This window comes from Nitrosopumilaceae archaeon AB1(1), assembly GCA_033471095.1.
Lineage (GTDB): Archaea > Thermoproteota > Nitrososphaeria > Nitrososphaerales > Nitrosopumilaceae > Nitrosoabyssus > Nitrosoabyssus spongiisocia.
On record CP136752.1, the window covers coordinates 687092 to 711721 of the forward strand.

The 24630-nt window shown below is 34.4% G+C and carries 26 protein-coding genes, 1 tRNA gene and 1 pseudogene; 14 read left to right on the forward strand and 14 right to left on the reverse strand.

The annotated features are described in order from the left end of the window. The first annotated feature begins 2 nt into the window (after nucleotides 1-2). Entirely contained in the window at nucleotides 3-869 is an 867-nt protein-coding gene (locus tag R1F52_04135) for an ROK family protein (GenBank protein WOV93824.1), read from the forward strand. Here the strand turns inward: R1F52_04135 and guaA are convergent. From guaA to thsA, 3 genes and pseudogenes are all read right to left on the reverse strand, one after another. Next, entirely contained in the window at nucleotides 863-2398 is a 1536-nt protein-coding gene (guaA, locus tag R1F52_04140; protein WOV93825.1) for a glutamine-hydrolyzing GMP synthase, read from the reverse strand. The genes R1F52_04135 and guaA overlap by 7 nt on opposite strands. Further along, nucleotides 2379-2906: a hypothetical protein gene (locus R1F52_04145; protein ID WOV93826.1), complete on the reverse strand. Its 528-nt coding sequence runs from the start codon at nucleotides 2904-2906 to the stop codon at nucleotides 2379-2381. The genes guaA and R1F52_04145 overlap by 20 nt, the downstream gene beginning before the upstream one ends. A 52-nt stretch (nucleotides 2907-2958) precedes the next feature. Beyond that, a pseudogene (thsA, locus tag R1F52_04150) lies at nucleotides 2959-4649 on the reverse strand (thermosome subunit alpha). A gap of 92 nt (nucleotides 4650-4741) precedes the next feature. Here thsA and guaB point away from each other — a divergent pair. Continuing rightward, on the forward strand, nucleotides 4742-6181 hold the full coding sequence (guaB, locus tag R1F52_04155) for an IMP dehydrogenase (protein WOV93827.1): 1440 nt from the start codon (nucleotides 4742-4744) through the stop codon (nucleotides 6179-6181). Here the strand turns inward: guaB and folP are convergent. Next, entirely contained in the window at nucleotides 6176-6955 is a 780-nt protein-coding gene (gene folP / locus R1F52_04160; GenBank protein WOV93828.1) for a dihydropteroate synthase, read from the reverse strand. The genes guaB and folP overlap by 6 nt on opposite strands. 125 nt (nucleotides 6956-7080) lie before the next feature. On the opposite strand from folP, the gene R1F52_04165 reads away from it, so the two are divergent. Then, on the forward strand, nucleotides 7081-7818 hold the full coding sequence (locus R1F52_04165) for a 6-hydroxymethylpterin diphosphokinase MptE-like protein (GenBank protein ID WOV93829.1): 738 nt from the start codon (nucleotides 7081-7083) through the stop codon (nucleotides 7816-7818). A 42-nt stretch (nucleotides 7819-7860) separates the two neighbouring features. Then, nucleotides 7861-8352: a hypothetical protein gene (locus R1F52_04170; GenBank protein ID WOV93830.1), complete on the forward strand. Its 492-nt coding sequence runs from the start codon at nucleotides 7861-7863 to the stop codon at nucleotides 8350-8352. Here R1F52_04170 and R1F52_04175 read toward each other — a convergent pair. From R1F52_04175 to R1F52_04185, 3 genes are all read right to left on the reverse strand, one after another. Then, on the reverse strand, nucleotides 8349-9155 hold the full coding sequence (locus R1F52_04175) for a prephenate dehydratase domain-containing protein (protein WOV93865.1): 807 nt from the start codon (nucleotides 9153-9155) through the stop codon (nucleotides 8349-8351). The two genes, R1F52_04170 and R1F52_04175, sit on opposite strands and share 4 nt — an antisense overlap. A 13-nt stretch (nucleotides 9156-9168) precedes the next feature. Further along, nucleotides 9169-9711, reverse strand: a complete 543-nt coding sequence (locus R1F52_04180; protein ID WOV93831.1) for an exosome complex RNA-binding protein Csl4 — start codon at nucleotides 9709-9711, stop codon at nucleotides 9169-9171. Nucleotides 9712-9818: 107 nt separating this feature from the next. Continuing rightward, a complete protein-coding gene (locus R1F52_04185; protein WOV93832.1) occupies nucleotides 9819-9986 on the reverse strand; it encodes a hypothetical protein in 168 nt (55 codons plus the stop codon). 290 nt (nucleotides 9987-10276) lie between these two features. Between R1F52_04185 and R1F52_04190 the strand changes: the two genes are divergently transcribed. Further along, a complete protein-coding gene (locus tag R1F52_04190; GenBank protein ID WOV93833.1) occupies nucleotides 10277-11164 on the forward strand; it encodes a DDE-type integrase/transposase/recombinase in 888 nt (295 codons plus the stop codon). Between the two features lie 180 nt (nucleotides 11165-11344). Here R1F52_04190 and R1F52_04195 read toward each other — a convergent pair whose 3' ends face one another. Together R1F52_04195 and R1F52_04200 are read right to left on the reverse strand one after the other, a co-directional pair. Continuing rightward, nucleotides 11345-11569: a hypothetical protein gene (locus R1F52_04195; GenBank protein ID WOV93834.1), complete on the reverse strand. Its 225-nt coding sequence runs from the start codon at nucleotides 11567-11569 to the stop codon at nucleotides 11345-11347. A gap of 141 nt (nucleotides 11570-11710) precedes the next feature. Beyond that, nucleotides 11711-11980: a hypothetical protein gene (locus R1F52_04200; protein WOV93835.1), complete on the reverse strand. Its 270-nt coding sequence runs from the start codon at nucleotides 11978-11980 to the stop codon at nucleotides 11711-11713. Nucleotides 11981-12206: 226 nt separating this feature from the next. Between R1F52_04200 and pstS the strand changes: the two genes are divergently transcribed. Beyond that, entirely contained in the window at nucleotides 12207-13703 is a 1497-nt protein-coding gene (pstS, locus tag R1F52_04205; GenBank protein WOV93836.1) for a phosphate ABC transporter substrate-binding protein PstS, read from the forward strand. Nucleotides 13704-13726: 23 nt separating this feature from the next. After that, entirely contained in the window at nucleotides 13727-14608 is an 882-nt protein-coding gene (locus R1F52_04210) for a radical SAM protein (GenBank protein ID WOV93837.1), read from the forward strand. On the opposite strand, the gene R1F52_04215 is transcribed toward R1F52_04210, so the two are convergent. Further along, nucleotides 14605-14991: a hypothetical protein gene (locus tag R1F52_04215; protein ID WOV93838.1), complete on the reverse strand. Its 387-nt coding sequence runs from the start codon at nucleotides 14989-14991 to the stop codon at nucleotides 14605-14607. The two genes, R1F52_04210 and R1F52_04215, sit on opposite strands and share 4 nt — an antisense overlap. A gap of 796 nt (nucleotides 14992-15787) precedes the next feature. On the opposite strand from R1F52_04215, the gene R1F52_04220 reads away from it, so the two are divergent. Both R1F52_04220 and R1F52_04225 read left to right on the forward strand, forming a co-directional pair. Next, nucleotides 15788-17875 carry an acetate--CoA ligase family protein gene (locus R1F52_04220; protein ID WOV93839.1) on the forward strand — a complete coding sequence of 696 codons (2088 nt, stop codon included), beginning with the start codon at nucleotides 15788-15790 and terminating at the stop codon, nucleotides 17873-17875. 82 nt (nucleotides 17876-17957) lie between these two features. Further along, the gene (locus tag R1F52_04225; protein ID WOV93840.1) at nucleotides 17958-19475 is read left to right on the forward strand and encodes a 4-hydroxyphenylacetate 3-hydroxylase N-terminal domain-containing protein; all 1518 of its coding nucleotides are present in this window, start codon (nucleotides 17958-17960) and stop codon (nucleotides 19473-19475) included. Nucleotides 19476-19532: 57 nt separating this feature from the next. On the opposite strand, the gene R1F52_04230 is transcribed toward R1F52_04225, so the two are convergent. Both R1F52_04230 and R1F52_04235 read right to left on the reverse strand, forming a co-directional pair. Beyond that, nucleotides 19533-20015 (reverse strand): signal peptidase I, encoded by a 483-nt coding sequence (locus R1F52_04230; protein ID WOV93841.1) that lies wholly within the window; start codon nucleotides 20013-20015, stop codon nucleotides 19533-19535. A gap of 778 nt (nucleotides 20016-20793) precedes the next feature. Further along, complete coding sequence (locus R1F52_04235; protein ID WOV93842.1) at nucleotides 20794-21594, reverse strand: hypothetical protein; 801 nt, start codon at nucleotides 21592-21594, stop codon at nucleotides 20794-20796. Between the two features lie 41 nt (nucleotides 21595-21635). Here R1F52_04235 and R1F52_04240 point away from each other — a divergent pair, with 41 nt between their 5' ends. The 5 genes from R1F52_04240 to R1F52_04260 all read left to right on the forward strand — a co-directional run bounded on the left by R1F52_04240 (nucleotide 21636) and on the right by R1F52_04260 (nucleotide 24121). Continuing rightward, nucleotides 21636-21845, forward strand: a complete 210-nt coding sequence (locus R1F52_04240) for a hypothetical protein (GenBank protein ID WOV93843.1) — start codon at nucleotides 21636-21638, stop codon at nucleotides 21843-21845. Between the two features lie 165 nt (nucleotides 21846-22010). Continuing rightward, on the forward strand, nucleotides 22011-22319 hold the full coding sequence (locus R1F52_04245; protein ID WOV93844.1) for a hypothetical protein: 309 nt from the start codon (nucleotides 22011-22013) through the stop codon (nucleotides 22317-22319). A gap of 87 nt (nucleotides 22320-22406) precedes the next feature. After that, entirely contained in the window at nucleotides 22407-22829 is a 423-nt protein-coding gene (locus R1F52_04250) for a hypothetical protein (GenBank protein ID WOV93845.1), read from the forward strand. 353 nt (nucleotides 22830-23182) lie between these two features. Then, nucleotides 23183-23506: a thioredoxin gene (gene trxA / locus R1F52_04255; GenBank protein WOV93846.1), complete on the forward strand. Its 324-nt coding sequence runs from the start codon at nucleotides 23183-23185 to the stop codon at nucleotides 23504-23506. 99 nt (nucleotides 23507-23605) lie between these two features. After that, complete coding sequence (locus tag R1F52_04260) at nucleotides 23606-24121, forward strand: zinc ribbon domain-containing protein (protein ID WOV93847.1); 516 nt, start codon at nucleotides 23606-23608, stop codon at nucleotides 24119-24121. Between the two features lie 5 nt (nucleotides 24122-24126). Here the strand turns inward: R1F52_04260 and R1F52_04265 are convergent, their stop codons facing one another. Both R1F52_04265 and R1F52_04270 read right to left on the reverse strand, forming a co-directional pair. Continuing rightward, nucleotides 24127-24477, reverse strand: a complete 351-nt coding sequence (locus R1F52_04265; protein WOV93848.1) for a zinc ribbon domain-containing protein — start codon at nucleotides 24475-24477, stop codon at nucleotides 24127-24129. A gap of 38 nt (nucleotides 24478-24515) precedes the next feature. Next, nucleotides 24516-24587 (reverse strand) — tRNA-Ala (locus tag R1F52_04270). Nucleotides 24588-24630 lie beyond the last annotated feature (43 nt).

Consider the following 24630-nt stretch of genomic DNA (forward strand, 5'->3'; position numbering starts at 1 on the left):
TTTTGTCGTCTCTAATAGGCATTGATCTAGGAGGCACAAAAATTGAAGGTGTATTATTCACCGACACTCTAAAAGTTATTCATAAAATACGAATCCCTACACCAACTGCTTATGAAGATATACTAGATTCTATATCTAGTCTAGTCGGTGATCTCAAATCAATTAAATCCAATGTCAAGATAGGAATATGCACGCCTGGTGTAATATCTAACAAGACTCAAAAAATAATTAATAGTAATACTCAATGTCTCATAAACAAATCTTTCAAAACTGATATTTCAAATAAAATTGATCAAGACATTTTGATTGATAATGACGCAAATTGTTTTACACTAGCTGAGGCCACACATGGTCATGCCAAAGATCATGATGTTGTCTTTGGTGTAATTCTTGGAACTGGAGTTGGTGGTGGAATATTTTTTGATAATAAAATTTGGAGTGGTGCTAATTTGATGGCAGGTGAATGGGGTCATCATGTTTTGAATCGCGATGGTAATTCTTGTTATTGTGGGCAAAAAGGATGTGTAGAGACATACATTAGTGGTCCTGCATTGGAGAGAAGATGGAGTGAAATCAGTGGTACTCATTTGCCACTTGAATCTATACTTCAATTAGGTGATTCAAGAATCAAACAATGGAAAAATGAATTTTTAAATAATTTTGGTCGTAGTATGGCAAATGTGATATCCATATTAGATCCAAATGTTATCATTTTGGGAGGGGGATTATCCAATATTGATTTTCTATACACTGAGGGTAAGGATCATATCTATCAGAATATTTCAAATTCTGAGGATACTAAATTATTGAAAAATAAACTTGGTGATTCTGCTGGTGTATTTGGTGCAGGACTACTTTGGAATTATTGAGGCTCTATAGTTGCCGGTGGCTTGCTAGATACTACATATGACACCCATGTTACACCATTAATCTCATTTGTTATTCTATTGCTGATTCTCTCTATGACCTCATTTGGTAGTCTAGTCCAATCTGCCGTCATAGCATCTAGTGAATTTACTACTCTTATTGTGACTATGTGACCATACTGCCGTTTATCACCTACCACTCCGACTGCTTTATCATTCCCTACTATGGCAAATGCTTGCCATACGTTATCATACTGATTGCTCTTCCTCAATTCCTCTTCTACAATATTGCTAGCTTGTCTACAAATCTCCAATTTCGCACTAGTAATTTCACCAATGATACGAACTGCAAGACCAGGACCTGGAAATGGATGACGTGTTCTCAACTTTTCTGGAACACCCAATATCTTTGCAATATCCCGTACTTCATCTTTGTATAAATCACGTAGAGGTTCGAGTATTTTGAGATTTAATTTCTTTGTTAGACCTCCAACATTATGATGTGTTTTTATAACGTCTGCCGGTCCCTTGGACACCCCGCTCTCTATCACATCTGGATATAATGTTCCTTGAGCTAAATAGTCAAATGGTCCTTTTTTTTCCGCAAAATCTACAAAGGTATCTACAAATACGCTACCTACAATCTTTCGTTTCTCCTCTGGATCTTCTACTCTGTTTAATTTTCCTAGAAATTCCTCTTGTGCATTTATGGTATCAAAATTCATATTGAAATTATCTTTAAACATATTTTCAATTTCTTCAACTTCGTTATGTCGTAATAATCCATTATCTACAAATATACACTTTAATCTCTTGTTGATTGCTTTATGAATTAATAATGCTGTAACTGTAGAGTCTATTCCTCCACTTACACCACACAATACATTTCCTTTGATTCTTTTAATTTCTTCCACAGATACATCTACAAATTTTTTCATAGTCCAGTCTCTAGATGCATGACAAATATTTTCTACAAAGTTTTTCAAAATCTGCATTCCCTTATCTGTATGTATTACTTCAGGATGAAATTGTATTCCAAAAATCATCTCTTTGGTTGATGCTATTGCTGCGGCCTTTGACGATTCTGTGTGACCAATTATCTTAAAGTTCTCTGGTATCTTTGATGCCTCATCTCCATGACTCATCCATGCTCGTGTGGAGCCTCCTATTCCTTCAAGTAGACTTGAACCATCATCAATTGTTAGAGTTGCCGAACCATACTCTTTGTTTGCACGTTTAATCTCTCCATGAAATTTATTTACTATAATTTGATGGCCATAACATATGCCTAAAATGGGAATCTTTGAATCAAATATCTTGTCATCTGGTATGGGTGCTCCTTTATCATAGACACTATTAGGTCCACCTGAGAGAATAATTCCTTTTACGTTATCTTTTTGTATCGTATCCATTGAAATATTTGGATCTACTAGTTCAGCATATACTGACAATTCTCTAATTCTTCTACATATCAAATGACTATATTGTGAACCAAAATCTAATACAATTATTTTATCCATTTCTTTTATCATTTTCCATCATTTTTGATAATACCCAACTCGTCGCATTAATAATCTCTTTTTCTCTCTCTTCACTGTGATAATTTTTAATCACAATTTCTTTAATCGAATCATTTTCATCATTAATTATACATTCAATAGATTTTGTGTTCCCATCACGAACATCTTTTTCTTGCATCTCTTTAATTATACTATTTAGAAAAAATGTCTTGAAAGGAGGTACATTTTGATTCAAATGAATTTCTGGTAATAATTTTATGATCATATTTTTTTCTGTGATGTGAGCATTAGCAACAACATTATTCCCACTTGTAATTGCAACTACTTTTTCATCTTTATCCTGTGTAGATTTTTTTCCAAGTAGTGATGATGCCTTGGTAAAACTTGATTGTTTTATGATTGTATCTAATAATTCCATATTTCTTTCCAATTTCTCAATTTCTTTCTGATACTCTTCAATTTTATTCACAAATTCCTCTTTCATTTCTAGAGCAATTTGCATGTGTTTTTCATCAACCATGTATTTTAATTCGTATTTGGGTATTAAAACTAATTTGTGTAAGTAGTACTACTTACATCATTCCGCCCATTCCGGGAGGCATACCGCCCATGCCACCCATACCTGGTGGCATACCGCCCATACCTTCACCGCCACCACCGGGTGGGGCTGTAGACTTTGAGCCGGTAACAATATCATCAATTCGCAATAGCATGCATGCTGCCTCTGTTGCAGAGGATAGAATCTGATTCTTTACTGCCAAAGGCTCTACCACTTCTCCAAACTCCATATTCGATATGGTATTCTCAAGTACATTAATTCCAGTCCATGTCTCACCGGCAATTTGACGTGATCTTAGAGCAGTGAGAGTATCGATTGGATCCATACCTGCATTACCTGCTAGTGCTAATGGGATAGATTCTAGTGATTCGGCATATTTTTCAATTGCTAATTGTTCTCTTCCTACAAAGTTTTTCGCCCATGTACGTAGTTTGGCTGCGATAAATGTCTCTGGAGCACCGCCACCTGGAACAATTAGTGGTGTCTGCATTACATCTTTGACTACCATTATTGCATCGTGAACAAATCTCTCTACCTCATCTACTACACGTTGTGTTCCACCACGAAGTAGAATATTTACTGATTTGGGGTCTTTACATTTTTGTACAAATACCCACTTGTCCTCTTCAATCTTTCTCTCCTCGACTAGTCCTGCATTACCGAGGTCTTCGGCTGTAAGATCTTGTAGATTCGATACAATTCTGCCTCCAGTTGATTTTGATAATTTAGATAAATCACTCTCCTTGACTCGTCTTACAACTAGGATATCACTTTTAGCTGAGGTGATGTTGTGCCATGTCGTCTACGCCTTTTTGACAAAATACTACATTAGCCCCTGACTGGATAATTTTATCTGTCATGTTTTTAATCATATTACTCTCCTCTTTTAGAAATGCTTTGAGTTGATTTGGATTTGAAATGTTAATTTTAGCATCAGTTTCAGTCTTTGTTATCTCAATTGCCGCATTCAATAGAATGATTTTAGCCTCCTCTACTCTCTTTGGCATGCCTGAATGAACTACTTCTTTATCTAAAATAACTCCTCGAACTATGCCAGAGTTTTTTATACTGCCTCCAGCTTTCTTGTCCACCTTTATCTCATCGACGTCTAGTGTGAATCCATTCTCTTCTTGTTGTGCAACGGCCAAAGCTGCCTTTACTACTATACGGGCTAGATTATCAGATTCTTTTCTAACTATTTTGGTCTGCATTGCAGTCTTTGCAATTTTAGTTAGTGATTCAGTATCATTGGGAGTTACTCTATTTGCCATCTCTTGTAATAACTCTTTAGCCTTTTTTGCCGCTTTCTTGTAGCCGTCAACTATTACAGTGGGATGTAACGTTTTGATCCAATAAAGACTCTGCACTCTCTAGCATGGCACCGGCCAATACTACTACTGATGTAGTTCCATCGCCTACCTCATTGTCAGTAGTCTTTGATATCTCAACTAGCATTTTAGCTGCTGGATGCTGTACGTCAATTTCTTTGAGTATGGTAGCACCATCATTAGTAATGGTAACATCACCTAGCGAGTCTACAAGCATTTTATCCATTCCTCGTGGACCTAGACTGGTATGTACGATATCAGCTATGATTTTAGCTGCTGCAATGTTGTTTTTTTGTGCATCTCTGCCTTTGGTTTGTGTGGCATCGTCTTTGAGTAAAACTACAGGCATATTCCCACTAACAGGTTGAACACTCATAGACTCATACCTTTATTCTGTATATTTAAACTATAAGATTTTTTTTCCAAACATCTTGATCCATGCCAAAGATTATAACACTATGATTAATTGTGACTAATGGTCTCATGGAAATTCGAGAATGCTTAACATTTGATGATGTACTACTTGTACCGAAATACTCTGTCATAACTAGTAGATCCCAAACTAATATCAGTACAAAACTTTCTAGGAACATCTCTCTCAACATTCCTCTACTAAGCGCAAACATGGATACAGTTACAGAATCTTCCATGGCAGTTGCAATGGCGCGTGAAGGTGGTATGGGAATTATTCATAGATTTTTAACAATCGAAGAAGAGGCGAATGAAGTTCTCAGAACAAAACGTTCTGGTAGTGTAATGATTGAAAATCCATATACTATAATGTATAATAAAACAATAACTGATGCATATAATCATATCTCAGAGAAAGACGTCTCTGGTTTACTTGTAGTTGATGAAGATTCTAAACTTGTTGGAATTCTTACAGATAGAGATTTACAATTCGGTTCCACTAGTGATAATCTTGTGTCTGATGTAATGACAAAAGACGTAGTTACTGCTAAACCTGGAATTACTCATGATGAGGCAAAAGAAATTTTACATAAACATAGAATAGAAAAACTTCCTTTGGTTGATGACTCTAACATGATCAAAGGATTAATCACTAGCAGAGACATATCTGATGTTGATAACTATCCACTTGCGTCTAAAGATGTTAAAGGAAGACCACTTGTTGGAGCTGCAGTTGGTGTTAAAAATGACTTTATGGAGAGGGCAGAAGCTCTGCTAGATGCTGAGGTAGATGTTCTAGTAGTAGATATTGCTCATGGACACAGTGAAAATGCCATAAATGCCGTTAAAAATCTAAAAAAAGCGTTTCCAAACTGTGAATTAATTGCAGGTAACGTAGCCACTGCTCAGGGAACAAAAGATTTAATCTCTGCCGGTGTTGATGCTGTCAAAGTAGGTGTGGGTTCCGGTTCCATCTGTATTACTCGTGTAATTACTGGCTCTGGTGTGCCTCAACTCACAGCAGTCATGGACTGCGCCAAGATTGGACAGGACAATGACATACCTATAATATCTGATGGTGGTACTAGAACTTCTGGTGATGTGACCAAAGCACTTGCAGCTGGTGCATCCACTGTTATGTTGGGTGGCATTTTGGGTGGCACTGATGAATCTCCTGGATTTCTTTTATCCAAAAATGGTAAACGATTCAAATTATATCGTGGTATGGCCTCTCTTGCAGCTTCGATAGGGCGAAAAACCAAGGAAGGTGTAGAGGTTGACGACATTAATGATTATGTTGCAGAAGGTGTAGAGGCTATGGTGCCATACAAAGGTGGTGTTCCTGATATTTTAAAACAACTTTCTGGTGGGCTTCGTTCTGGTCTTAGTTATTGTGGAGCAACTACCATACCTCAAATGCAAAACAATGCTGAATTTATTAAAATGTCAGAGTCTGGGTTTACAGAAAGTCAACCACACGATGTTTCTTTGTTATAGTTGTAATGCTTTCCTAGTTTCATGTATATTATGTGTACGAATTATGGATGCACCCTTTATTCTTGCCACAGTCTCTGAGCTGAGAGATCCTGCAAGAAGTTGATTTAGATTATCTGATTTATTTATATGACTCATGAAAGATTTGTTTGACACAGATACTAATATTGGCTGAGTAAATTTACTACTCAATACATTCAATGTGTTAATCGTATATAGATCTCTTTCATACCATGGTATACGTATTCTAGTATGCATCGGATTTCCACTAGACTGTCTGAAAAATCCAATAGCCGGATCCAACACTATATCACTAGTATCCTTTACTGATTTTGCAATCTTGATACTTTTCTGTAATAGTTTGATCAAATGTGCTGAATTATAGTGATTAGTCCCAGTACCATACGCACATAGAATTACCGATGGCTGATATTTTTTAATCACTTGGGGCATCTGTGAATCATACTGTAAACCAGTCACATCATTAATGATTCCTGCACCCATCTCCAAAGCTGCCTTTGCAACACTGGCCCTTGGTGTATCTATTGAAATTGGAAGATTACACGAGTCTGTTGCTATTTTAATTGCCCTAGTGATTCGTCTAGTCTCCATCTCTTTTGATATTATATCATTATATGGAGCAGTTGACATACCTCCAATGTCTATAAAATCTGCCCCCTCCATTTCCATCTCTTTTACTCTATCACTTATCTGACTGGTTGTAGTTTTTATCGATTTTTTGTAAAATGATTCTCTACTTACATTAAGTATTCCCATTATTCTTGGGTGTCTCTTGTCAATTTTGACATGCCCCAATCTAATCACTCGATTTTTTTTATTAATCATAGTTATACTTTAATTTGTAATTTCATATTTATATAATTATGATATAATCTCATACCATGACAATATCTGGTTGGTCTGAACAATATGATATCATTAGAGAAGAATTCGGCTATGATTACAACCTAGATTTACAATCTGCCACTCTCCTTGACTCTATGCTAAAAGATGTTGATTATACAACTAAATTGCATGATATGATTCATGAGAAAACTGTATTTGTACTTGGAGCCGGTCCATCTTTAAACTCAACTATACACATTGCGAATAAATATTCTGCAACAAAGATAGTGGCCGATGGAGCAGCACAGGCAATTATTCATAATGACATGAAAGCTGAAATAATTGTAACTGATCTGGACGGTGATCCTGATTCTCTGAAAACTGCCGCACAACACGGTTCACTCATGGTGGTTCATGCCCACGGTGATAATATGGACAAGTTGAATATGGTAAATGATTTTCCTAATTGTATCGGTACTACACAGACCAATTCTGTAGGTAAGGTGGATAATTTTGGTGGTTTCTCTGATGGTGATAGATGTGTATTTCTTGCTAGTCATTTTGGTGCTAAAAATATAATACTTTTTGGTATGGATTTTGGTGAGAAAATTGGCAAGTATTCTAAAGGAATAGTTGAAAATAAAGAATTAAAATTAAAAAAATTAAGACGAGGTGAAATTCTACTAGAATGGCTTGCTGAAAAAACTACATCTAAAATCTACACCATTTCTAATACACCAAAATATTTTCAACAATTAAACATCACTCAACTCGATAAACTGTTTTCACGTTAAATCCCTTCTTCAGTGTATAGTCATTTATCATATCGATTTTATATGCCTCTAAAAGATTATAGAATCATGCTTGCAAAGAGAACAATAATCGGTCTTGTTGCCGGCTGTGTCATTATTGGATTGGGATCTGCATCTTTGATCAGCTCACTTGGTATTCAAACTTTTGATAAATCTGAGACCTTGGCAAGTGCTGATATTAGTTCCTTCTCATTACTTGCTCCTGCCGATACAATACAAACTATAACGATAACCGGTGATCTGTTTGAAGTAGAATTGTACTATCCTGGTATACCAGAAAAAACAAATCCTACCACTCATGCAGATAGTCTGAATCTAGAGTGGCAACAGACTGAGGATGGTAAGAGCAGACTTGCAATCCTGAACGTCGGTGAATCTGATGTTCTGCTTGAGCCTACTTTTAGATTCATCAGTGATCCTATCTTGCTGGTCTATCATGTTATCGTTACAATAGGCGGAATAATCATAATTGGATTCAGTTTAGGTTTTACGATGCATAAACCGCGTGGATTTTAGATAATTTTCTTCGTCTTGTAGGATCCGAGTATTTGAAAATAAATTGTGTTTTGTTTTATTTCATTTAACATCTGTGATGTTTTTTGATTATTCTTATGACCTTCAAAATCCACAAAAAAATTATATTCCCAATTATGATTTAATAATGGTCTTGATTCTATCTTTGTTAAATTTATTCCATACTCGTTAACGATCTTCATAATTTTGTATAGTGCATTCTTTTCATGTTTAACTGAAAATGTTATTGATGTTTTATCCTGTCCAGTCTCCTCAGTTGTTTTATCTGCTAGAATAAGAAATCTTGTGTAATTATTTGTATTATCTGCAATATCTTGTTTAATAATAGGGATATCATACATGTGTGCAGCATTCTCACCGGCGATACAGACTGTATCCTCACCTCCCAACTCTTTAATTAAAGATACACTGCCTGCCGTATCATAAGTGGCGATGGTCTTCATGTTATATTTTTGAATGAATTCCTTACACTGACCTAGAGCTTGAGGATGTGAATATACTTTGAGATTTTCTCCCAACTCTCCCCTACCCATCAAACAGTGTACTATTTTATGATAAATTTCTCCTATCACATTCAACTTCATACCAAACATTGCATCAATACTCTCACCAACACTACCTTGGATAGAATTCTCAACTGGTAAGATTCCAAAATTATCTTCTCTGCTCTCTACACTCTCTACAACTTTAACAAATGTCTCTCTTGGTTTAGTTGTTATGTCATCTTCAAAGTATACTCTTGCCGCACCTTCACTATATGCACCATGTTCTCCTTGAAATGACACGGATGTCAATATATCATCCTGCACTTAGAAAATCTTCACTAGTAAAATCATCTGCAAGCTTGCAATTATCTATCCAAGAACACTCTGTACATTTTATGGCATCTTTGAATGGTAAAACTTCTTTACCACATTTTCTACATTTTGTTAATAATACTCCAAATCCTGATTCTGCAATACTGGCATGAATTGCTCCATTATTTTCTCCAATTATTTTTACCTTTACTATATCGTTGGCCAATGCTATGACTCTTTTTCTTATATTTCTAATAGAGCATATACACTCTGTATGAGATGTGACTGGTTTTCCGTTGATATATCTTATTGATACTGCGAGCATAGATGACATTACAATTGCTACAACACCAATCACGATATCATCTTTTTTTGGAACTGATAATAATTTAGGATTATTCACTGAAATACTATGCTCTTGTGTGTCAACGTTTGACTTGCCAACAACTGCAGAACGTATAATTCCATTATCATCATAAACATTCTTGCCCATTTCATACTCTTCAATTGTTGCAACTTTATTTCCTGGTTGATATTCTGACATATGTGTAATTAATCGTCTTACTTTATATGTTATATTGTAATGGGTTCTGTTAGCTTATGGGTTGGTATTCATAACAATTAATCATTACACAAAATCTATTCATTTTATCATACAGTAGATATTTCTATTTTTTTACCCTTAACCTTGAATTTAATACTTGTAGGTTCTTTGAGAATTTTAGCTATTGGTTTAGGTAATGTTGTTTGAGCTCCTCTAACTGAATGATAATTTACACCAACAATAAATTCGGTTGCATCTTTTTTCCATTTTGGCATATTATACATCATTATAGGGTTTATTTATATCTACGTTGATTACAAAGATTAATATATCAACGTAGATAAACAAATACATGAATCAAAGACAACAACAAGCAATGGAAATGATAAAGAAATATCATCATGCAGAGATGAATGAACTAGGCCGATACAGAGTAAGATCGCAACATGATCCAAACAAATAGTATAGTGTTTATTCTACTGGTAATGATCTAAAATGCTCATGTTATGATAATCAATTTGGACATTCAGATTGTAAGCACATTCATGTAATTAAAACTAGAATAATGAAAAATAGTTTTTCAAAGAAATTCAAAATAATGAGTAGAGATGATTTCAAAATCTGTAAATTCTGTGATTCAGGCAATATCACTAAATATGGATTTAAAAAAACAAAAAAAAGAAATAATCAACGATTTAAATGTTTAGAGTGTAATAAAATATTCACTACAAACTATGGTTTTGAATCTATGAGATATGATGATGTTATAATTACAAGTGCTTTACAAATGTATTTTTCAGGCATGAGTGTTAGAAAAATATCTGATCACTTTGAGATGTTGGGAACTGATGTATCTCATGTATCAATTTACAAATGGATATGTAAATACTCTAAATCTATATCTGAATATTTGACAAATATAACACCTAGATTATCTACATGGTTTAGAGCAGATGAAGTATATCTTAATGTTAATGGTTATCAAAAATATCTATTTGCTAGTATCTGTGATGATACTAGATTTTGGATAGCCAAAGAGATAGCAGATACTAAATTTCAACATAACGCAGATTATCTATTAGAAATGACTAAACAAGTTGCAGGTAATAGATCACCTAGAAATTTCATTACTGATGGACTTCCAGCATACATGAAATCAAGTAAAAAAATATTTGGTAAAGATACCTTACATACTAGACACATTCACTTGAAAGGCGATAAACAAAATAATAAGATGGAAAGATTTAACGGTACGTTCAGAAGTAGAGAACAATCATTTAGAGGATTAAAGAAAAAAGATAATCCTATTATTGATGGTCTAAAAATCTATTACAACTTTACTAGAAAACATAGAGGTATTGACGGATTAACCCCTAGTGAATCAGCAGGTATTGTTATTGATGGTAAGAATAAGTGGAAAATATTGATACAAAATTCATCTTTGTATATTTAAAATTTTAATCTAGAAATATATTCCTGTACTAATTTGTTTGGCAGGTTACCCGAAGATGGAATAGGAATGATTAAATTAGTTTTAGAGTTACGAATCAGTACTGTTAATGGATTAGGGGATGTATGGATTTCATATCCTAAACTTTTAAAATAATTTTGTAATTGATAGCTACTAGTATAATTAATTTGTTTCAAGTTTCAATACCTCAATTTTAGGTTCTTTTGGTAGTCTGGTTCTTGTTATTTTTATTTTTTTTATCCCTTGTTTATATGCAGGTATTACACGAGCAAACTTTTTTAGAAGTTCTTCGTCAGATTTTGCATGTAACATTATATTGGGTTCTTCAACACATTTCCCAATACAATATCCATCATACGATTGTTTTTTGATGTGATATGTTGCCATGCCTAACGTATAAAAAACGATATATTAAACTAAGGGAATGATTTACGTTGATAGAATCAGTAAATTACACTTACCTTTATAACCCACATACTAATATCTAGTATGGTAAAAACCAATCTCTAAATTAACAGAACCCTTTAATTATTTTAGTAATAATTGTAAATAAATTCCATCTGTAGGTTTAGCATAAAGAATTTTTTGTAAATTATCCATTGTACCACTTAGAGATATAACTTCTTGTTCAATATTTCCTTCTTCACATCCCCATAATTTCGATTTAGCTTTTACTGTTGTACCATCTTCAACTATTTTTACATTAATTGTTTTGAAATATTTTTTCATCATTACAATTGATTTATTCATTTTTGGTTTATCATAACCAGTTAAAATTACTTGAGCAGATTTTGTCATATGTATCGTTATACCGTAACAGTTTCTTTTAAAGATATTGTAAATTTGGAGGATGTTAGATCCATTTTGAATTCAACTCTCTATAATGACATAGAACCTTGTAACATACCCTTGACTCAACTCGTATCATAAACTATATAGTCCAATATACTTTATACCCATAATCAATTTAATCACTATAGTTATTCTTTAAATTGTGATTCTAAAAATAGTCATGATTCTCATAATGTCACTATTCGTTCTAATCCCCTCAGTTTATGCTGATGCCATTCCTGTCCCTGATGTATCTAAAAAATTCTCACTGGTAGGCGCCGGTGCAACATTTCCATTTCCTCTAATTGACCTGTGGCGTGTAGAGTACAACAAGGAGTTTCAAAATGTGAATTTAAATTATCAATCTATTGGGAGTGGTGGTGGAATTAAACAGCATATTGAAAAAACGGTAAACTTTGCAGCTACCGATGTTCCATTAAAGGAATCTGAAAGTGCGCTTGCTCCAAACACCCTACACATACCGGAGACTATCGGCGGAGTCGTACTATCTTATAATATTCCTGACATCCCTACTAGTGGTCTGAGACTTACCGGTGAGATAATATCTGGTATTTATCTTGGTCAAATAGAAAGATGGAATGATCCACAGATAATTGATATAAATCCTGATCTGTCTTTACCTGATAGACAAATTATTCCAGTTAGACGTTCAGATGGCTCTGGAACTACATTTGTTCTAACTGATTATCTGTCTAAACAAAGTTCAGAATTCCAAGAGCAGATTGGTGTGGGTAAGAGTGTATCTTGGCAAGAGGGTGTAGCGGCTGCAGGAAATGAAGGTGTTGCAGGAATCATTCTAAGTACTCCTAGTTCTATTGGGTATGTAGAACTTGCATATGCCTATCAAACAGATATGACATTTGCGTATATTGAGAATGCAGATGGTACTAACTTTGTAAAACCCTCAATAGAGTCAGTCGCTGATGCCTCTGTTGGCACAGTATCTGCACTTCCAGCAGCACACGAGTCTTGGGATGAAATCTCTATAGTAAATTCTGCCGGTTCTAACGCATACCCTATAGCTAGTTTTAGCTATCTTTTACTCTATGAGGATCTGGCTCAAGTAACAGACTCGGTCTTGGAGGCAAGAGCTCTGGTTCACATGATAAATTGGATGATTAATGATGGTCAGCGGTACTCTGAAACTCTACAATACGTACCAATCCCATCTGAAATAACCAAACTTGGCAAAGCAGGATTGGACAGAATAACTTACAATGGTGAATTTTTATTCAGTGACGCTGCTAGTAATATGACTGAAACTAGTCCATCTAATGGTGGGTGCCTAGTTGCTACAGCAACATTTGGCACTGAAATGTCTTTGCAGGTACAATTCTTACGTGAAATAAGAGATGACACATTGATGAGTAGCATACCTGGTAGTTCATTCATGACTAATTTTAATAAAATCTACTATTCTGTATCGCCTGTAATTGCAGATGTACAGCGCACAAATCCTGTCATTAATGATATGTTTGGTGTTTTGCTGTATCCGGGCTTGAATCTATTACACTTGATGCAATATGCTGATTCAGACCATACGATTCTTGGTCTTGGTATGCTAGTAATAATACTCAACATACTATTCTATGTAGGAATTCCTATATCATCAGGAGTAATTACTCACAGACTAGTTTCTAGTAGACGTCTTGTTGTAAATTCTAAATAAGCCCTCATCTCTGTATAAAACATATGCAATTAAACTATGATTATCCTTTATACCGACCACCATCTGAGGCCAATTCTTTAATCTTTCAAGTAACAATTGGATGTTCCTTTAACGAATGTTCATTTTGTGATATGTATAGATTTAAAGAGTATAGTGAGCGCACTTGGGATGAAATTAAAACAGAGATTGATCTGATGGCAAAACAATTACCAGACACTAGAAGAATATTTCTTGCCGATGGAGATGCAATCAATCTTGATACTGCCTATTTAATATCTATAATTCAATATTTAAAAAAATCATTTCCCAATATGGAGAGAATATCTTGCTATGCAATGCCTATGAATTTACTTAAAAAAACTTCGCAAGAATTACGACAATTATATGATGCAGGACTTGAAATGTTATACCTTGGAGTAGAGAGCGGCTCTGATATTATACTGCGTAAAGTTACCAAAGGCGCCATACCTCAAACAATAATTCGTGCATGTCTTAAAGCCAAAGATGCAGGTTTTACACTATCGTGCATGGTAATTCTTGGTCTTGGAGGCAAAACTTACACAAAACAACACATTGCAGGCACTGCTGATGTTATTAGTAAATCCAGTCCTGATTATGTGGGAGCTCTAACATTATATCTGGAGAATGGAATTCATGATGAGTTTTTAAAGAAATTTGATGAGCCATTCACTCCCATCTCTGATGAAGAGGCCCTTGATGAATTAGAACAACTAGTAACTCTGATTGATTCACCTAAACCCATAATCTTTCGTGCAAATCATGGCTCTAATGCATTTATGGTAAAAGGTACTCTACCTGCTGATAAATCACAGATGCTCAAACAGATATCTTGGATGAAACAACATCCTGATACTGCAAGACCCAGTGGACTACGTGGATTTTAGATATTTAATTGAGTTGCGTATACAACCTTGTAGATAAAAACAGTGTATGATCCTTCAAATATATTTATAATTCTATCAGAATTTACATCTAGCACTCTGAATTTGTACTCGTATGTATTATCTTCATTAACAGATACTTGAGCAAATTGTACAGGTTTATCATTCTGGTAAATCTGTATAATTACTGGATACTCTCTTACTGGATTACTAATTTTACCCTCTATGTATCCCCAAGGTAAAATGTTATTCTCTGACACATTTAACTCTAGTAAAGTTTTTTCTAGTACGATATTTTCTGTAAATGTTTCTTCTTGAGCATCTGTGTGTACAAAAGTGATTGTCATTAGACATGCAAAAATTCCTAGCAGAATGGTATAATTCATAGATTAATAATTCTTCCTCTATAATATAATGTTTAGCATTATGTGTTCTATGGAGGTTAGGTGTTGTATGGATATGCGCAGAATGATCCAAAACACAATGGAATACATTTCATCTTCATTTATTTATATTCCTTCTCTCACATCCAGTTAGTTTTCATAAAGAATTATAAGCGATGATATGATCGCGATCATAATGGCTAAAATTTTCAAAACAGACAAATTCCAAAAGGGTGAGGATGTAATTGCTTGTAAGTACAAAAGCGCAAAAGAAGCTATAAAAGAAATACGCAAATCATTATTTACATGAAATACATCTCCCCAACTCAACTTTTTAATGAACAATTAACCTTAATTGGTGAAGCAAAAGCAAATGTTGTTTTATCTAATTTTCTCGATGTTGAAAAAATGTTCAAATGTTCATTACGTTATATCAATATACAAAATTTAACCATGAAAGTAAAAGTCAAGAATTCATCATATTTTATAAAATATACTTACGATAAAACTGATTCACAGTTACAAGCTATAAAATTGATTCTGTGAATTAACGTATGTTATGAATGAATTAGGGTGACACATACACTGTCCTAAATTCTAGACATTTGCATAATTTTGGGTCTAAAATTATGAAATGTTCTTAATATTGAACAATGTAACAACAAATTCTATTATATCTTGAGATATTATTCAGAGCGTATTCATACAATATCTAACCACCGTAGATTGTATAACACCTAATTATGAATACATATAATGGATAAATTTAATACCAATTTTTTTATTTGATAGATTAGATTTGTCTGATTCTGTATTTCTCTCTCCAAAATCAATAGCAATCATAGGTGCGTCTGATAGAATCGGCAGCGTAGGCAGAGCAATCACCTTTAATATTATCAAAGGATATACGGGCAAAGTATATCCAATCTCTCAATCCAAATCCTCCGTATTTAACCTCAAAGCGTACAGCAGTGTTCTTGATGTTCCAAAAACTATTGATCTTGCTGTAATTATTACAAAAAATGTTATCGTTCCTATCGTACTGGAAGAATGTGGCAAGAAGAATGTAAAGGGGGCAATTATTATTACCGCTGGATTCAAAGAGGTGAATAAACAAGGAGCACTTTTAGAGAAAAAATTAGTTGACATTGCCAAAAAATATAAAATACAAATTATTGGACCGAATTGTTTAGGGGTCATGAATCTTGATCCTAAAACAATGATGAATTCAACATTTCTAAAAATCACTCCACAGTCAGGTCATATAGCACTTGTATCTCAAAGTGGAGTTATATGTGCTGCTCTTGTAGAAGATGCTAGTGCACAAGGAATAGGATTCTCTGCTGTAATTAGTATGGGAAATAAAGCTGCAATGAATGAGGTTGATGTTTTAAAAATTCTAGCCGAACACAAACAGACCAGAGTTATTGTAATGTATCTTGAAGATATAGGATATGGTCCTGATTTTCTAAAGATATCAAAGCGTATTACACGAAAATACAAAAAACCCATACTGGTGTTGAAATCTGGTCGTAGCCCTGAGGGTGCAAAGGCTGCCATGTCCCATACTGGGGCCCTTATGGGTTCAGATGAAATCTATGACTCTCTTTTGAGGCAATCCGGTGCAATTCGTGTAGATACAATGGAGGAATTATTTGATTATGCGACTGCTTTCTCAAAACAACCTCTACCTGACAGAGGTGTAGCTATAGTGTCTAATGCAGGAGGCCCTGCAATAATATCCACAGACTATTGCTCCAAATTTGGTATACACATGGCCAACATTACTAGTATTCGTAAAAAAATAGATGCTGTTATTCCNCCCTGGGGCAGTTCTAGAAATCCTGTTGATATAGTAGGTGATGCCGATTTTAATAGATTCGATAACGTACTTGATACGGTTCTGCAACACAAGAATGTCGGTTCTGTAATTACAATGTGCACACCTTCAGCAACCCTGGATTATGATAAACTTGCCCGAGTAATTATAAAAATGTCAAAAAAACATAAAAAAACTATGCTAGCAAGTCTAATGGGACTTGATGAGGGTATAAAGAATCGGCAAATACTTGCAAATGGAAACGTGCCCTACTATTCTTATGCAGAAGGTGCCATTCGTACCTTAAATTCCATGCTACAATTCTCACAATGGATTCATTCATCTGCTGGTAAAATTAAAAAATATACCGTCAATAAAGGAAAAGTTGCTAAAATTCTTCAAGCAGTGAAAAAAGATGGACGTACAAATCTGTTGGAAGAGGAGGGACAGCTGATCCTCAAAGCGTATGGGTTGTCATTGCCACACAGTGGTTTGGCCACAAGCTCTAGTTCTGCTGTCAGGCTTGCAAAAAAGATTGGATATCCTGTAGTGTTAAAGATTGCATCTCCGGATATGGTACACAAATCTGACGCCGGCGGCGTTGCCGTTAATATGAAAAATGAAATGGAAGTAAAGAAAGCTTTTGATGGTATAATTAGAAATGCCAAAAAATACAACTCAAAGGCAAAGATCAAAGGTGTTCTTGTAGTTGAGATGGTAACAGGTGGCAAAGAGATGATCATTGGCTCCAAACAAGAACCTGGCATGGGCCCTGTAATCATGTTGGGTATGGGGGGAATCTATGTTGAAGTATTCAAAGATGTGACATTTAGATTGGCACCCATTAATGATAAGGAGATCAAAGATATGATATCTTCTGTTAAATCTCGTAAATTATTACAAGGTGTTCGTGGTGAATCGGCATCTGACATTAACGCACTTGAAGATTGTCTTGCAAGATTATCACAACTAGTCACCGACTTTGCAGAGATCAAAGAGTTGGATATGAATCCTGTTTTAGTTTTAAAGAAGGGATGTCGTATATTGGATGTACGTATAGGTCTCTAGTGTATCATTAATCATACTTGTTAAATTTTTCATTAAATTATTAGTGATTTAATTTTTATACAAGATGTATCATATCAATACAATGAGCACTCAAGATTTTGTCAAACCAATACGAACAGGCAAGGAGTATATTCAAAGTCTCAAGAATCGTACACTCAAAGTCTATCTCTTTGGTAAATTAGTAGATGAACCTACAGAACACCCAATGATTCGTCCATCAATTAACGCTGTAGCAGAAACATATGATTTAGCAATACGCGAAGAAAAACTGGCATCTGTAGAATCTTCTATCAGTGGCATGCGTGTAAATCGATTTTTACACATTGCACAGAGTGCAGAAGATTTTGTATTACAAAATAAAATGCAACGTAAAATGGGGCAGAATACTGGAACATGTTTTCAGCGTTGTGTTGGCATGGATGCGTTAAACTCCTTACATTCTACTACATTTGAGATTGATGAAAAGCACGGTACCACTTATCATAAACGATTACTGGATTTCATAAAATTTGTTCAGGAAAAAAACTATGTCATTGGGGGTGCAATGACTGATCCTAAAGGTGATCGAAGTCTTAGCCCTTCAGATCAAGCAGATCCAGACTTGTTTGTTCATGTTGTGGATAAAGATGAAAAAGGAGTATACGTCACTGGAGCCAAAGCACATCAAACTGGTTGTATAAATTCACATTGGATAATTATCATGCCAACTATTCGCCTTGGTGAAAAAGATACAAACTATGCAATTGTCGGAGCTCTTCCTGCAGATGCCCCTGGCATAACTTACATCTATGGAAGACAATCATGCGATACCCGTAGTATGGAAGATGGTGATATTGATTCAGGTAACGCAATGTATGCGGGACAAGAAGCACTAATCATATTTGATCGTGTATTCATACCTTGGACCAAGGTATTCATGCATGGAGAGTATGAATTTGCCTCTATGCTTGTTCACAGATTCACATGTTATCACAGACGAAGCTATGTATGCAAAACTGGTCTTGGAGATGTCTTGATAGGAGTCGCCGCATCCATTGCTGATTATAACGGAGTTCCCAAAGTCTCCCACATTAAAGATAAACTAATCGAGATGACACATCTGAATGAATCCATCTATGCGGCAGGTATTGCATCCTCGTATCAGGCAAGTGAGATGAAATCTGGTGTATGGATGAATGATAACATGCTAGCCCAAGTCTGCAAACATAATGTGACTAGACTTCCATATGAAATTGGTCGTCTTGCTCAAGATATAGCCGGTGGTCTTGTTGTTACTCTACCCTCTGAACAAGATTTTAAAAATCCGGAAATTGGTCCACTACTTCACAAATATCTTGCTGGTCGTAAGGGTGTTGATGTAGAGAATCGTGTCCGTATACTGCGTCTAATTGAAAATATGACTTTGGGTAGAAATGCCGTTGGATACCTTACAGAATCAATGCACGGAGCCGGCTCTCCTCAAGCTCAAAGATTACAAATAGCCAGACAGATGCAATTAGGGTATAAGATGAATTTAGCTAAAAAACTTGCTGGGGCAAATGATATACAAAAACCTGAAGAAAATTCAGATTATTTTAATCGTGTATTCAAATTACAATAATTATATTTCATCTTTTGAGTTGTCTCGTTTTTTGAATGGATTAATTCTCTCTTTTTTTTANTTGATAAAATGATTCGCTATCATTACTCCTATGATTATTACAATTATGATATAATTTATTGGAGGTGTTAAAATTCTAGTTACATATCCTATCTGAGGAACCACATACACTACTTTACCCAAATACTCTTCTTCAGTAATTGGATAGTCTGTACCTGGAATTGAATTAGGATTTGCGTCCCCTTTTGTACGAAGTGTTTTTGGATCATCTACAAGTATTGTATCTACCCTGTGTACAATAACTCTGTCATGATTCGATGGCCGATCAAATACAATGATATCTCCAACATCAATATCTGAGAATGGAATATTTCCTTGTACTACAAGCATATCGAATACCATTAGTTCTGGTACCATACTTCCACTTGATACTACATAAAATGGACTTGATGTTCCAAATACTACTTGAACCACTATCCAAAGGGCTAGCATCCCTATTCCTATTGTTGCAACATCTCTGACTATTTTACGACTAATCATTTTTAATCTGTTAAAATGGCAAATTAATTATAAGATAAATGTTTTAATTTGAGGTTTTGTTCAGTCTGCAAGACCTATTCATGTTGCTATATGAATTCTAATTTATAAATAAGATATTCTGATTATATAGATTGATGATGATTAATATCTCATTTTGACTTATTTCATTATGAGATAATTTTTATCATATGTATGGATAATTATACAAAATCAACAAAATTTGATAAATTACATATATATCTAAATTTGTAGTTTCTGACTTTAGTAAAATAATCTTATATCTATAATTTTATTTACTGAATCATCACATATAGAGTCGAGTTTTTTGCAGGTTTAAAACACAATCGAATTTTTTTACCATTTACTGGTACTGTTGTGTTTCAACGGTTAATTTAGAACGTTGAATTTTATAATCGTGTATGGGTTTTAAAATCATAAAAAAATGCTTCAAAAATAGTTTTTATTTCTCCATTCCTTTTACATATTCTGTAATGGAACTATACCCACAACAATCTATTTCACCTGATTCAACTTTGGATATTATCTCCTCTGCTGTCATATCTTTGAGCTGTGTATTCATACAGCAAAATCTGCATAACACTATATAAGGTTTAAAATATTTTACACTATTCCAAACTCAGCGCTTTGTGGAACTCTGTTCAATTGAAAACTTGTTAGAGGGTATTCTGAGACTGAATTGTTAGATATAAAGCGCCGATTTGAACAGTAGATTGGAAAGCGCCGAGTTTGGAACAGTGTATAATTTGATATATTTTTCTCAAGATAAATTCGAGCCGCAGCCCTCACAAAACTTGGAACCTTGGGCATTTTCTGCTCCACAACTATTACAAATCATCCCAGATTTTTCCTCCGTAGCACCCTTTTCTAGCAAAATTATATCTCCAATACCTATTATTTTATTCCATGGAACAAAAGATTTTGCGCCATCATCACTCTTTATTACTACTGTTATAGAGCAATCTTTCTTTACAATAATTTTTCTAATCTTACCAATTAATGATGCACCATCATAAACAACTCTGCCAATGAATGAGTTTATTTGTTCACCATCTGAACAACCACATGAATGACCCTCTGTACTAGAACATGAATCCATCTTTACCTCTGAATGATGATGTTCTGTCTCTATTGTAACATTTGGTTGCATTCCTTCTGACTGCTCTGGCATACGTTGTGGTGGTTCTGTCTGGACATTAGATTCTGTATTCATAGGCTTTGCCAATCCAACCTCTGATGCTTCATCTGGTTTCTCAAATTGACGATATTCTGCTATAATATTACCACAATTACATACATACTTGCCTCTCTCTTTTAAGACTAGATTGTCGGCCACTGTTTCATTTGGAGTTTCATAATTAATCTTTGGTGCATCTTTGTGTTCTTTTTCACACTTGTTACAAAAATATTTGCTAATCTGTTCTGACCCAATTCTTCCGATTGGTGCTAAAAATAAATCTGGGCCACCCAAATTGCCAACTTGTTGCTGTTCCTCAGTTACAGTAGCAACTACATAACCTCCAGAACCTCTTAATTTTTTTATTCGCTGATCAGCACTCAATACATCTCACATATTATAATTATATTTAAGGATAACTTTAATTGGTCAAGTTTAGTTCTAGGTCAATAACACGAATAAATATGGATATGACGAATAAAGAAATAGATGATCTTAATGATAAATTTAACAAATTCAGAGTTGATACTCAAGATGTATTTTTAACACCATTCAAAGGATTAAGACGTGATGGTAAACACCGAAGGCGTTTAGACCATTATATGACAAGAAAAATTCTTACAATATGTGCCTAATTTAGTAAATTTTTTTCACAAATTTATGCAATTTATTATAATAATTGTGTATAAAAGTACTTTTGGGTTAAAGTTATAATGGTAAAATCTATTTTAAGATATATTGACTCACAAATTTGTTCCAATACGTATTTATCACATTACGTGTATAATTAGTGACCGATAATGAGTACAGAATTAGAATCAGCAGAAGGGCGTGTAATAGTGAGATATACTGATGAGCGTGTAAAAGAAATGTTGAATATTAGAGAAAAATGCTGTTTTTCTACACAACAAATGATTATTGAACAAATGAAGAAAAATGGTTTAACAATAGGTAAAATACGTCATGCAGATAAGCCAAATGGTATAATTGATATAATTATTAAATTCACAGGTCAAAAACAAAATTTAATGCAACTTCGTAAAGATATAACGAATTTACAAAATGAAGATATTGGTATTGAAGGCATTGGTGTGTATACACCAATATAACTATAGAATAATTTACTAAATGATGAGTGAGATTCAATATTGGTGCGTGTAGAATGTAATATTAGAGTAAATCCAAATAAATTCCGTATGTTACGAAAGACTATTAATAATCGGCCTGATTTTAAAATAATTAATTCTTATACAAATAAATGTGATATTAAAAATTCTAAACAAGCATATGTCATTACAGTAAAATTGGCAAGGGGGAAATCGCCTAAACAAGCATTAAAAAAAATTTTTGGCCGATATGAAGCTGTACCGGTAGATAATGAAAAAGAGTTTTGGACAACATTACCTGAGACAAAATTTGAAAAGTTTAGTAGTTTTGCACTAGATAGAATTTGGACAATACTTGGAATATATGGTGCTACAGTAGGTGTAAATATAACAGTAAAATATTTAGAAAAGACAATTAGTTGGGGGGATATTCTAATTGCAATTATAACGCCTGCTTCGACTGTAATTGTATATTTAGCATTAGGATATTCTAAGGCATACCGTAGATATTAAAATTTAGTCGTCTAAATTACCTAAATATTGTATTTTAATTACGATGCAATTAATTTCCAATTGTTTGATGGTTAGACTAATATATTATTTAAAATTTTATAGAATGTGCCTAATTGGGACAAATTGTTAAGACAGGCAAGATTAAGAAATTTGAACATGATGTCAATGGTAAACTATTTTATCATAGTTTATAACAACACATTATCTTACCCATTTAAAATATTGTAAATAAGTCTTATAACTTGACTAAATTAAAACTCACTCACAAGTCACTATAACTTCACAGAACCCTTTAATTCTCAAATCATAATTTTTTCTTAACATATTTAGGGGTGTTACTAGATCACTTAATCATGGGAATAGTCGATATCTCTGATCCACAAGAATGGGAGAGCCAAGTCATGCAATCCCCTATACCCGTTTTTGTAGATTTCTGGGCTGAATGGTGTGGTCCATGTCGTATGGTAGGTCCCGTAGTAGAAGAACTAGCCGGAGAGTATGATGGTAAAGTGAAATTTGTAAAGGTAAATGTGGATAATGCAAATGCTCTTGCATCACAGTATAACGTATTTAGCATCCCAACACTAATTGTGTTCAAAGGTGGTAAATCCGTTGATCAAAAAGTTGGTGCCGGCTCTAAAGATACCTACAAGTCAATGATTGACAAAGTTTTGTGATTCATCTATATCTAAATTAATCATTCATCATATTTCATATATTAGTATAATTTCTAATTTTATACAAAGTAATTAATAATCGCATGAATTATTTGTATCATGTCGCTTGGTGATATAGATACATTAAATCTATTATCTGATAAATTGGATGCCCTGTTTAATGACTCTCAGGGATATTATGAGTCATTTTTAGATGCCAATAACTTGTTTAAATCAGGCAAGATTACAAACGAAGAGTTTTTCAAAAAACTAGGCGATTATGTAGTGGCCTATTCTGCACTTGAATTTCTTGCAATAAAGGTACTTCAAGAATTAAAAAAAACAGTCAATAAAATATCAGGCAACCCAAATGCTTCAACGGGTGTTGGAACAAATATGGCACCTGGCATGATGAGCCCTGGAATGAATCCAAGTGTTGATCCTAGAATGGGTACTGTAGATAATCCTGTAGGCAGACCACCTGGAATCGTATCTACTGATGAATTCTCATCTCCTGGTACTCTTCCTACTCCAGATCCTTCCCTAGTTTCTCAATCTACTGCACAGTGTTCCAATTGTGGTAATCCATTACGTGCAGGCTCAAAGTTTTGTACATCTTGTGGTACTAGACTCTAATAAAATTATAAATTCTCTCCACATTGAGTACAAAACTTTGCACCCTGTGAATTTTTTGAACCACATTCGCCACAAAAACTATCCCCGCTCTGTGTGGGATCACCATACATTCCAGAACCTAATACTGCTCCACTCGGTTTGTATGTATCCTCATCTATAATCTCTACTGGAGCAAAATCTTTCTCTTCCATGTATGTAAGTAATCGTGACACTCCGTCCTTTCCTCCTGATGGATCAGTTACTACATCTGCCAACCAAAACGCAAATCTTTTCAGAGTAAGATCTGGTGTAGAGAATGTGAGTGTATGTGCAGACATGTAATCTTCTGCTGCTTTTCTACCATCAAACAGTTTCATGTTATATACTAAATTTTTTTCATGTATAATAGTTGTGATGGACCGAGGGGGAATTGAACCCCCGACATCTGCGTTGCGAACGCAGCATTATACCACTAAACCATCGGCCCTACATAATGTCTAGTTTGTGGTTTTTTATTTATTATCATGACT

What these genes read in the sequence shown, in the direction of transcription:
- R1F52_04145 (WOV93826.1), bottom strand. Translation starts at nt 2,906, where the DNA reads ATGGTTGATGAAAAACACATGCAAATTGCTCTAGAAATGAAAGAGGAA.
- R1F52_04215 (WOV93838.1), bottom strand. Translation starts at nt 14,991, where the DNA reads ATGAATTATACCATTCTGCTAGGAATTTTTGCATGTCTAATGACAATC.
- R1F52_04195 (WOV93834.1), bottom strand. Translation starts at nt 11,569, where the DNA reads ATGGCAACATATCACATCAAAAAACAATCGTATGATGGATATTGTATT.
- R1F52_04185 (WOV93832.1), bottom strand. Translation starts at nt 9,986, where the DNA reads ATGCCAAAATGGAAAAAAGATGCAACCGAATTTATTGTTGGTGTAAAT.
- R1F52_04265 (WOV93848.1), bottom strand. Translation starts at nt 24,477, where the DNA reads ATGAAACTGTTTGATGGTAGAAAAGCAGCAGAAGATTACATGTCTGCA.
- R1F52_04170 (WOV93830.1), top strand. Translation starts at nt 7,861, where the DNA reads ATGCCTCTAAAAGATTATAGAATCATGCTTGCAAAGAGAACAATAATC.
- trxA (WOV93846.1), top strand. Translation starts at nt 23,183, where the DNA reads ATGGGAATAGTCGATATCTCTGATCCACAAGAATGGGAGAGCCAAGTC.
- R1F52_04190 (WOV93833.1), top strand. Translation starts at nt 10,277, where the DNA reads ATGAAAAATAGTTTTTCAAAGAAATTCAAAATAATGAGTAGAGATGAT.
- R1F52_04245 (WOV93844.1), top strand. Translation starts at nt 22,011, where the DNA reads ATGAGTACAGAATTAGAATCAGCAGAAGGGCGTGTAATAGTGAGATAT.
- R1F52_04200 (WOV93835.1), bottom strand. Translation starts at nt 11,980, where the DNA reads ATGACAAAATCTGCTCAAGTAATTTTAACTGGTTATGATAAACCAAAA.
- R1F52_04225 (WOV93840.1), top strand. Translation starts at nt 17,958, where the DNA reads ATGAGCACTCAAGATTTTGTCAAACCAATACGAACAGGCAAGGAGTAT.
- R1F52_04165 (WOV93829.1), top strand. Translation starts at nt 7,081, where the DNA reads ATGACAATATCTGGTTGGTCTGAACAATATGATATCATTAGAGAAGAA.
- R1F52_04260 (WOV93847.1), top strand. Translation starts at nt 23,606, where the DNA reads ATGTCGCTTGGTGATATAGATACATTAAATCTATTATCTGATAAATTG.
- guaA (WOV93825.1), bottom strand. Translation starts at nt 2,398, where the DNA reads ATGATAAAAGAAATGGATAAAATAATTGTATTAGATTTTGGTTCACAA.
- R1F52_04210 (WOV93837.1), top strand. Translation starts at nt 13,727, where the DNA reads ATGCAATTAAACTATGATTATCCTTTATACCGACCACCATCTGAGGCC.
- pstS (WOV93836.1), top strand. Translation starts at nt 12,207, where the DNA reads ATGTCACTATTCGTTCTAATCCCCTCAGTTTATGCTGATGCCATTCCT.
- R1F52_04180 (WOV93831.1), bottom strand. Translation starts at nt 9,711, where the DNA reads ATGTCAGAATATCAACCAGGAAATAAAGTTGCAACAATTGAAGAGTAT.
- folP (WOV93828.1), bottom strand. Translation starts at nt 6,955, where the DNA reads ATGGGAATACTTAATGTAAGTAGAGAATCATTTTACAAAAAATCGATA.
- R1F52_04250 (WOV93845.1), top strand. Translation starts at nt 22,407, where the DNA reads ATGTTACGAAAGACTATTAATAATCGGCCTGATTTTAAAATAATTAAT.